Source organism: Burkholderia sp. SIMBA_051, from assembly GCF_046534915.1.
Classification (GTDB): domain Bacteria; phylum Pseudomonadota; class Gammaproteobacteria; order Burkholderiales; family Burkholderiaceae; genus Burkholderia; species Burkholderia ambifaria.
In genome coordinates this window covers 1-322 of the sequence record NZ_JAWRXS010000129.1, presented here as the reverse complement: position 1 = coordinate 322, position 322 = coordinate 1, and the positions used below count along the sequence as shown (strand labels likewise).

At 68.0% G+C, this 322-nt stretch carries 1 pseudogene; it reads left to right on the top strand.

The annotated features are described in order from the left end of the window. Window positions 1-19: 19 nt before the first annotated feature. A pseudogene (locus SB771_RS33870) lies at window positions 20-322 on the top strand (ABC transporter permease); the annotation flags it as partial.

The following is a 322-nucleotide window of genomic DNA, read 5'->3' as shown; positions in this document are numbered from 1 at the left end:
CCTGTCGCCGCGAGGCGCCATGACCGCGTTCATTATCCGCCGGCTGTGCCAGAGCCTGGTGATCCTGGCGCTGACCTCGCTGATCGTGTTCGCCGGCGTCTACGCCATCGGCGACCCGATCGAGATCCTGGTGCCGGCCGACGCCACGCAGGCCGAGATCGCGCAGGCGGTGCGGTCGCTGGGCCTGGACCTGCCGCTGTACCAGCAGTACCTGAAGTTTGTCGGCAACGCGCTGCACGGCGACCTGGGCAACTCGTTCGTCTTCAACCAGCCCGCCATCCAGTTGATCCTGCAACGCCTGCCGGCCACGCTGGAGCTGGCC